This is a genomic window from Gammaproteobacteria bacterium (assembly GCA_028819075.1).
Lineage (GTDB): Bacteria > Gemmatimonadota > Gemmatimonadetes > Longimicrobiales > Gaopeijiaceae > BD2-11.
This window is the reverse complement of record JAPPMM010000034.1, coordinates 1-8093: the sequence shown is the minus strand read 5'-3', so window position 1 is coordinate 8093 and position 8093 is coordinate 1. Positions and strand designations below refer to the sequence as shown.

Here is an 8093-nt window from a genome sequence, read left to right as displayed (position 1 = left end):
ATCTAACGTGAAACACGCTCGAATGGGTACATCAGGGGTACAGGGTATGCTGGCTCCCGGCAAGTAGAGGGCCGGGAGCCAGCCCGGTGGTCGCCCTCAAAGCGATCGCCGAAGACACGGAAGGACGATCTCGAAGGCGAGGTCCAGATCGCCGGAGATAGCCACGTCGGCGGCTCGTAGGGCCGCGTTCGCCGAAACCCGGCTGCGGAAGACTACGTAGTAGTAGGAGGCGGTCGTACCCGAGGTCGGATCGACTGGTCGGCAAGTGTGTCATGCCGGAGCGCGGTCGTCAGCGCCCGGCGCTCCGGCTTACGGCCGCACCGGAGCGTGAAAAAGACACGGTGGGTCGTTTCACACTTGGGCTCTCCGGCGATTCACAACGGCCCTGCCGCCTATCCGCTGGCGCGGCAACGTCTTGCGACCCGGCCGTCCGGTCGCCCGTGGCACACGAGCGGTTCGGGCCGTGGTGGGAGCGACCCGGCAGTCCGAGGGCCTGCTACGGGTTCGGGGGCAGGTGTGTTTGCGCACCCCTGCCCCGAACCTTTCGGGTCGCTACCGAACCAGCGATCCCTACGCGGGAAGGCGGTGCGAGCACTGCTTCGAGGCGACTCAATCCGGAGACGCCCACTCTTCCAGCACGGGTTGCGACCTGGTCGTGTGCATGGATGAACGCGGTCTCCGGTCGCATCGGCCCCTTCATCCGTGAGCATCTTATGAACGGTGTCCGGCAACAGGTCCGATTCCTCCTTTCTGAGTCCGGTTGTCGCCTGCCCGATGCCTGCGCCAACTAACCCTGCTCCATGGACCGCCGTGCCCTGGCTCGGTCTCACCCGGTTCACGACTTCAGCGACTAATACCAGTAGCGGTGATCTCGAAGGTTGACCCTGAATCGGGTGCTGCCTCGATTGAGCCAGACGCGCGCGACGCGATTCCTCCATTCGAGCAACGCCCACTCGGTTTCTCCGCTTCTGGCAGGAGGCCCGTGGGCTTCGCTGATTCGCGCCTCGATCACCGATGACATGTCGGGGTCGAGATAGATCAACTGGATCCTTCCAACGCGACCACGGTCCGGCTCGATGCCGACCGCAATCGAGTCGGTCGTCCCGAACAGGCCCTCGGTTCGACCGATTACGGTAAGCGCACCGGACCTGCGCGGCATCGTCTCCAGCGATTCGGGAAGCGGCTCGCCAAGCGCGATGGTCGCACCACCGACCAGCTGTACGGCGCCCGGCACCGAACGCATCACGGAACTGGGAACGGGGGGTGGAGAGTCGCAAGCCACCGGGGTCAGCCCGACCGGGCGGATCCAGGCCCGCTCCCCAAGGTTGTCCGAGTGTGTGTTGGCCTTTCCCGCCCATGCGCCCCCGCCAAGCGGCATCAGGTGCGCCACGACGCCATGGAAGCCCGTGGAGAAAAAGAGCCTGAGCGTGTCGTTACGAACGCGGTGGGTCATGTACAGGTGTGGGGTCGGGATGGCATCCGCGGGCACGATGATCGGCCCAACGTTGCCGAGATACGGAGTGTCGTCGGGCGGAGCGGCCAAGCGAAGGCGGGGCGGAACCTGGTAAAAGGCCGAGTCCAGGCCTTGGGAACTGGGGATAGGCTCCATTCGCACCGTGGCCATGTCGTCCCGGAACCGACCGCCGGGTGCCTCCGTCCACTCGCCCTCGGCGACATCATAGCAGCCGAGCATGCGCGCTTGCGCCAACTGTGCCGACACCTGTCCCGACCAGACCGCGGACACCAGAAACAGCGCGACGAGGCGGATGGCGCGCGTATCTCGTCCCAGCGCGCCCCCGGCCCTCGGGACGGGATGCTCCTTCACCGAGCCGATCCGGGATCCCAAATGATGCTCCCAACCTCTTCTGCCGGATGAATGACCACGACGGGGTTCTTCCTGATCGCACGCGAACTCGTCCGACCGCTAGCAAGCCATTCGCGAACGCAATCATGCGGATCCTGTCCGTTCTCGCAAGGAATGGATCGTCCGAATAAGTCCACGCCCCGTCCGCGACGGTGTGCATCGTTGGGGTGCCGACCAAACCGGGAGGGCCCGAAATCCCGCTTGGCGTGTCGGCGGGAGGGGAACGGTCGCTGGCGTTTCCGGAAGAAGGCCCAGACATCGAAGTCCTTGACTCCGCGATCCCGGTGGACGAAGTGCCCGGCAGCACCTTGGCAAAGGCAAATGACCATCAGGCGATCCCGGTAGCCGACATGCTTGGGGTATCGTTGGAAGAAGTCGTCGAGGTCACCGATCGCGATTTCGGCGAGCCTGTGAAGATGATGCCGCTCGATCTTTTCCCCCGAACGCTCCGTCACCGTACTCGCGGCGGTCTGTTCGTGTCCGGTCATCAGCCCGTGTCAACTCGTGTGCGGAATCTGTTTGGGTGATCCTGCCCCGGCGCTTCGCGCACTCCGGGGGCAGCCGCCGAGCGGACACATTTCCGCGCCCATGGCCCAGGCGCGCGGATGCCGTGCGGGGGTTCGGGGGCATCCCTCAACCAGAGTTTTTGTGAAACAAAATAACATCTGGCTCCTCCGAAACCCCGCAAAGCGGGGACCATTGCCCGCGCCGCGTCCGACCAGCGGGAGGCGCTCGCTGGCTTACCTCCGGACAGCAACCGACGGCTGCCCCGCAAGCCAAGTTCGCGCGCTCGGCGCGTAAGCGGGTCGCGTCCCTCCGCCCCTTCCCCGGGAAGGCCGGCGCATCAACAAGACCAAGAGAGACTAGCCGAAAACCCCCGGCTCCGCGAGCTTTCGTTCGCGCAGATCGTGCAGTCCGTCAATCGAGAGGAATCGAATGATGGCACGCACGAGAAGAAGCCGCCGGAGCTACGGCGCCGGCGAGTGGGGCCGGAACAGGGTGAGGGTGTTCCCAGATCCGAAAACCGGCCTGTTCCAGCTTGAGTGGCGCGAGAACGGCCGAAGGCTGAGCCGGTCCCTGAAGCACCGGGACTGGCCGCTGGCGAAGCGGCAGGCCGACGAGTTCGCCGCCGGGTTCGTTGGCTCGGACCTGAACGGCGAGGCGGAAGTCGAGCCCGAACCGCTCACGCTGGACAAGCTGTTTGAAATCTACGGTGAGGAGGTGACGCCGACGAAGGCGGAGGCGTCCCAGCGCTCCGACCGGGCCGCGACAAGGATGTTCCTCCGGTTCTTCGGACGGGACCGGAGTCCCGAGACGCTCTCCCAACGCGATTGGGATCGGTTCATCCGGGCGCGGAGGTCGGGCAGGGTCGGCCCCAGCGGAAGGCCGGTGTCCGACCGGACCATCGAGCACGACCTGAAGTTCCTGATCGCCGTGCTCAACTGGGCGTCCAAGTCCCGGGACGAGCGGGGCAAGCTCCTGCTCGCGTCGAATCCGCTGAGGGGTCTCAGGACGCCCACGGAGAAGAACCCCACGCGGGTGGTGTTGTCCGAGGAGGAGTACCAGGCGCTTCTCGGGGTGTCCCAAGAGGTGGACTGGCGCTTCCGCGTCGCGCTCGTGCTCGCTCACGAGACGGGACACCGGATCGGGGCCATCCGTCAACTCCGGTTCTCGGACATCGACTTCGAGGGCGGTGTGGTGCGGTGGAGAGCCGAGCACGAGAAGACCGGCTTCGAGCACCGGACGCCGGTGACGGCGGAAGCGTTGGCCGTTCTTGAGGAGGCGCGGGAGAGGAGTTCCGGGCATGACGACGCTCCGGTGCTGCCCGCGCCGACGGATGGCTCCAAGTGCGCAGGGCGGTCCTTGGTGCGAGCTTGGTGGTACAAAGCCCAGACGCTGGCGGGGCTCGAACCGAGGCGCGGGAGAGGCTGGCATTCGTTGAGGCGGAAGTTCGCTTCCGACCTGATGGACCAGCCGCTCAAGGTGCTCTGCGAGTTGGGCGGCTGGAAGACCGCCAAGACGGTACTTGAGTGCTACCAGCGAGCCGACGAGGGACAGCTTCGGAAGGCACTGGACGCCCGCCGGAGATCTCGAAGCTGAGGCTCACGAATCGGCGGGAGTCAAACAGCGAGAATTGAGCGCACCAATCCCGTAAGCTCAAGGAATCAAGGAAGATCCGATCTTGAACGACACCGCCGTTACGTCAGGCTTCGCGCCCGGACTGGTCCAGCCCGGCCGAGGGCAAGTTGTCCGACCACATGAAGGGCCAGCGGCGCATCATCCGGGAGGCGTTCGCGGGGTAGGCGCCCTTCCTCACCAGCCCACCGCGTAGGCAACGCGCCGGGGATCCGCTCCGGCCATGAGCGTCCCGGTCCGGGCATCCAGCGTGATCCCCTGGATGCTGCCGAAGGCGTATCCGGGCGACAGTTCCACCGCGTATCCGAGTCCCTCGAGCGTCCGGACGACGCTTTCCGGCAGTCGATCCTCGAGGCTGAACCGAACATCCGCTCCCGGTTGGTAGAAGTTGGGCTCGCCGCGCAGCGTGAAGCGGGGCGCCGCGATGGCCTCCTGGATCGGCATCCCGAAGTCGAGCAGGTTCACCAGCACCTGAAACTGGGTCTGGCCGATCGTCTCGCCGCCCGGCGTCCCCAGGGCAGCATGGAACCGCCCGTCGCGAAGCACGATGATGGGCGAGTTGTTGAGGATCGGAATCTGCCCGCCTCTCACATAGTTCACGTTGTCCGGGTAGGGAGCCGTCGAACCGATGCGGGTGCCGTTGTTGAAGGTGAGGCCGGTATTGCCGACCACCACCCCCGTGCCGAAGCCTCCGCCGTGCGTGGGCGTGGCTGCGATGACGTTGCCGAAGCGGTCCGCAATGGAAAAGCTGGTCGTGCTTCCCTCGTACGACTGCTCGGCAAAGTGGCGCCGTGAGCGCTCCTCCACCCCCGCGCCCCCCGCGCGCCCGCCCGGCTGGAGCACCTCGACCCGCGCCGGATTCCCGGCCCCCGGGTACGCCATCACCTGCGAAGGATCGATGAGGGCCCGCCGCGCCGACGCATAGTCCTTCGAGAGCATCTCGTCGACGGGCACGTCCACCAGAGCCGGATCCGCCACGTAGGCGTAGATGTCCGCCTTCGCGACCTTGATCGCTTCGGCCAGCAGATGGATGGTCTCGGCGCTTCCGGGCCCGAGCGCCCCGAGGTCGAAGCCCTCGACCAGATTCAACTGCATCGTCACCTCGAGACCGCCCCGGGACGTCGGCGGACTGGTGTACACGTCGTAGCCCCTGTAGGTGGTGTGCACCGGTTCCGCCCAGATGGGCTCGTAGCGCGCGAAGTCCTCCATGGTGAAGTCGCCGCCGTTCTCGCTGTAGAAGCGCGCCATCTCCTCGGCGATGTCGCCCCGGTAGAACCGGTCGAAGGCGGCCTGGAGCGCGTCCGAGCGCGACTTGCCGGCCGCCAGCGCCACCTGTTCGGCCTCGACCACCTTCCGGAGCGTGTTCGCCAGGTCGGGCATGCGGAAGTCCTCGCCCGGCTCCGGCACCCTTCCGAGCGGCAGGAACATCCGTCGGCTCGACGGGAAGCTCTCGAACAGCTCCTTGTGCGACTCGATCGACGCCACCACCGATGGCTCGATGGGATGGCCGTTCTCGGCGTAGTCGATGGCCGGGGCCAGCACCTGGTCCAGGCTCATGGTGCCGAAGCGATCCAGAAGCGCGATCCATCCCCCAAAGAGGCCCGGGACGACACCCGCGTGGATCCCCTTGTTCAGCTCGTCGGCCGTGCGCCTCGCGGGATCGATGGCCAGGGGAGCGGCGCCGGTGGCCCCGAGCGAGTACACGCGGTCGGAGACGCGGTCGTAGATGGTCACGAACCCGTTCCCGGCCATCCCCGACATCTGGGGCCGCACCACGTTCAGGGTGGCGAGGGTCGCGACGGCGGCATCGGCGGCGTTGCCCCCGGCCATGAGCATGCGCAGGCCCGACATGGAGGCCAGCGGATGCCCGGCCGTCACCAGGCCGTTGGGACCGGGCACCGCGGGCCGATGCGCCGCCCGGTCGAGGTGCCGCGCCAAGCCCCTGTCCTGGGCTGCTGCACCCGGCGGAAGAAGGAGGGCAGCCGCGGCAAAGAGCGTGATTATCGGGATCGGAAAGCGACCCATCAGATCCTTCCTTTGTGAGACGTTGACGAAGGAGCGCGGGCCGGAACTGCGAGGTCCGGTCGGCAACATTGTACACAGTAAGCCGACCGGGGCAACGGAGACACTCCAGGCCCGTACACAGGCAACCGGGGGTGGGTCACCGGGCGTTCGTGACGACCCGGCGGCCCACTCCCGGAGGGGTGCGGCGCAACCTGCCCGCCGCCCCCGGCTTCCAACCCGGTCCTATCCGCCCAGGTTCGGGTTCGTGGCGCGCATGACCTCGCTGAAGCCCCAGCAGGTGGCGCGGTTCTGACGCAGTACTGCGTCGCCCATGACCGCCGGCAGCGTAGCCTGCACGTTGTCGATCATCTGCTGGATGATGGTGTCGTCGGCTGGCGTGTAGCCCCCGGGGAAGAACTGTGAGAGCTGGTTGAGCCGGTAGAACTCTCCGCCGCGCCGGGCCTCGAGCCACATGACGATCGCCCTCTCGAGGATCAGCGCCTCGAAAGCCTCCTCCGCGCTCATGGCATCCCACGCCGGTACTCCGATCCCGGCGCGCGCGGCGTTGATCATTTCCAGTCCCTGTTGCCACTGGCCGCCCCGGATCAGGGCTTCCGCCTCGATAAGCCGCATCTCCGCGCCCTTGGTCAACGGTACGTCCGACGTGCCGTCAGGGTATTTCTCCACGGATACCAGGGGCGAGATCCCGTCACCACCGGCGCGGTTGGCGTCCTGCGAGGGAACCCGCGGATCCCCGGTCTCGACGTAGTAGTCCCGGAACCAGGTCAACCCGACCGTGACGTTCCGCCGCGGATGCGTCTCGTGCCAGACGGCGTTGGTCTGCCGGCCACCCTGGGCAACGTCGTTGAATTCGGCATACCAGGCGAAGTCGGTCGGAACCTGCCCGGCGTCCGCGACGGCTCCGCTCAGGTCCCCCAGGATCAGGCGAACCGAGGCCCGCCCACCGTACCCGGCGTACGTCAGGTCGCTGGCGCCGGCGGACATGCCCACCCCTATGGCTTCGGTGAAGTGTTCCTCCGCCCTCTCGTAGTATGCGCTGCGCGGCATGGGGGGGCCGTTGTCGAACACGGCCTCGCAGTGGATGTCGCCCAGCAGCCGGTTCGAGAACCCGGCCCACAGCCGTGCCTCGGCCATGAGCGCGCTGCTCTCGACCCCTCCGCCCGTTTCCCTCATCCGGCGAATGCCGTCCTCGGCCACCCACCGGGCCGCGTGAGCGTTGTTGGTCCAGTTGTTGTAGTCCGGCCGGTCCGCGGGAAGTATTCCCCTCGCCGCGAAGAGGTCGGCCTCGCCCGAAGTGCCGGCCCAGATCTCTCCGAAGAGGACGGCGAACCGGACCGCTCCGCTGTTCGCTCCGTTCAGGCCCAGGGAGAAGTCCCCCGCCATCCCGTTCACCACCGCCTGGAAGGCGTCCTCCCGGTTCAGGTTCTCGTCGAGGATGTTCCCCGGGTTCGTAACGTCGCATCCGGTCGCGGCCACGACGGCCGCCAACAAGGCAGACACCACGCGGCCTCTCGACCACCGTGGGGTGCCTCGTCTCCCCCGTCCTCTCGCTCCTTCCACTCTGTCTATCTTCATTTTCAACTCTCCTCTGGAATCATCGGTAGTCATTGTGGTCGGCCTCAGAACGACATCCGGAGCGAGAAGTCAAACCGCTGAACCGGTGGCAGCAGGTAGTTCTCGTTCCGGGTCAGCTGAGGTTCCCCGGCCGTGTTCCAGGTCTCGGGATCGAGGCCCCAGTAGTCCGTGATCTTGAAGAGGTTGGTTGCCGCGGCGTGCAATGCGAGAGAACTCAATCCTCCGGGCACCAGGCTCTGCGGCAGGTCATAGCTGACCGCAAGACTCCGGAGCCGGAAGAAGTCGGCGTTGGTGGTGAGCGAGCCGCGGTCGGGCCGCCCCTTGCACCGGGACCGCTCAAGGGCGGTGACGTCGCTGAGGTTACCGGCGGCCATCTTCTGCTGTATGTCGAAGCAGGCGGGCCAGGTGCCCCGCTGGGTGTTGGCTTCGGCGGTGCGGCTGAACAGCAAGTGCCCTTAGAGACGCATCTTGTTTTGGTCGTGTAACTTGGGAG

Annotated in this window: 6 protein-coding genes; 2 read left to right on the top strand and 4 right to left on the bottom strand. The window is 66.5% G+C overall.

The window, feature by feature from the left end:
* Positions 1 to 850: 850 nt before the first annotated feature.
* Positions 851 to 1825, bottom strand: a complete 975-nt coding sequence (locus tag OXU32_07865; GenBank protein ID MDE0073883.1) for a hypothetical protein — start codon at positions 1823 to 1825, stop codon at positions 851 to 853.
* Between the two features lie 206 nt (positions 1826 to 2031).
* Between OXU32_07865 and OXU32_07860 the strand changes: the two genes are divergently transcribed.
* Both OXU32_07860 and OXU32_07855 read left to right on the top strand, forming a co-directional pair.
* The gene (locus OXU32_07860) at positions 2032 to 2391 is read left to right on the top strand and encodes a hypothetical protein (GenBank protein ID MDE0073882.1); all 360 of its coding nucleotides are present in this window, start codon (positions 2032 to 2034) and stop codon (positions 2389 to 2391) included.
* 409 nt (positions 2392 to 2800) lie between these two features.
* On the top strand, positions 2801 to 3964 hold the full coding sequence (locus OXU32_07855) for a site-specific integrase (GenBank protein MDE0073881.1): 1164 nt from the start codon (positions 2801 to 2803) through the stop codon (positions 3962 to 3964).
* Positions 3965 to 4177: 213 nt separating this feature from the next.
* Here the strand turns inward: OXU32_07855 and OXU32_07850 are convergent, their stop codons facing one another.
* The 3 genes from OXU32_07850 to OXU32_07840 all read right to left on the bottom strand — a co-directional run bounded on the left by OXU32_07850 (position 4178) and on the right by OXU32_07840 (position 8049).
* The gene (locus tag OXU32_07850) at positions 4178 to 6025 is read right to left on the bottom strand and encodes a gamma-glutamyltransferase family protein (protein ID MDE0073880.1); all 1848 of its coding nucleotides are present in this window, start codon (positions 6023 to 6025) and stop codon (positions 4178 to 4180) included.
* Positions 6026 to 6247: 222 nt separating this feature from the next.
* Positions 6248 to 7528 carry a RagB/SusD family nutrient uptake outer membrane protein gene (locus tag OXU32_07845; GenBank protein MDE0073879.1) on the bottom strand — a complete coding sequence of 427 codons (1281 nt, stop codon included), beginning with the start codon at positions 7526 to 7528 and terminating at the stop codon, positions 6248 to 6250.
* A gap of 116 nt (positions 7529 to 7644) precedes the next feature.
* Positions 7645 to 8049: a hypothetical protein gene (locus OXU32_07840; GenBank protein MDE0073878.1), complete on the bottom strand. Its 405-nt coding sequence runs from the start codon at positions 8047 to 8049 to the stop codon at positions 7645 to 7647.
* Between the last annotated feature and the right edge of the window lie 44 nt (positions 8050 to 8093).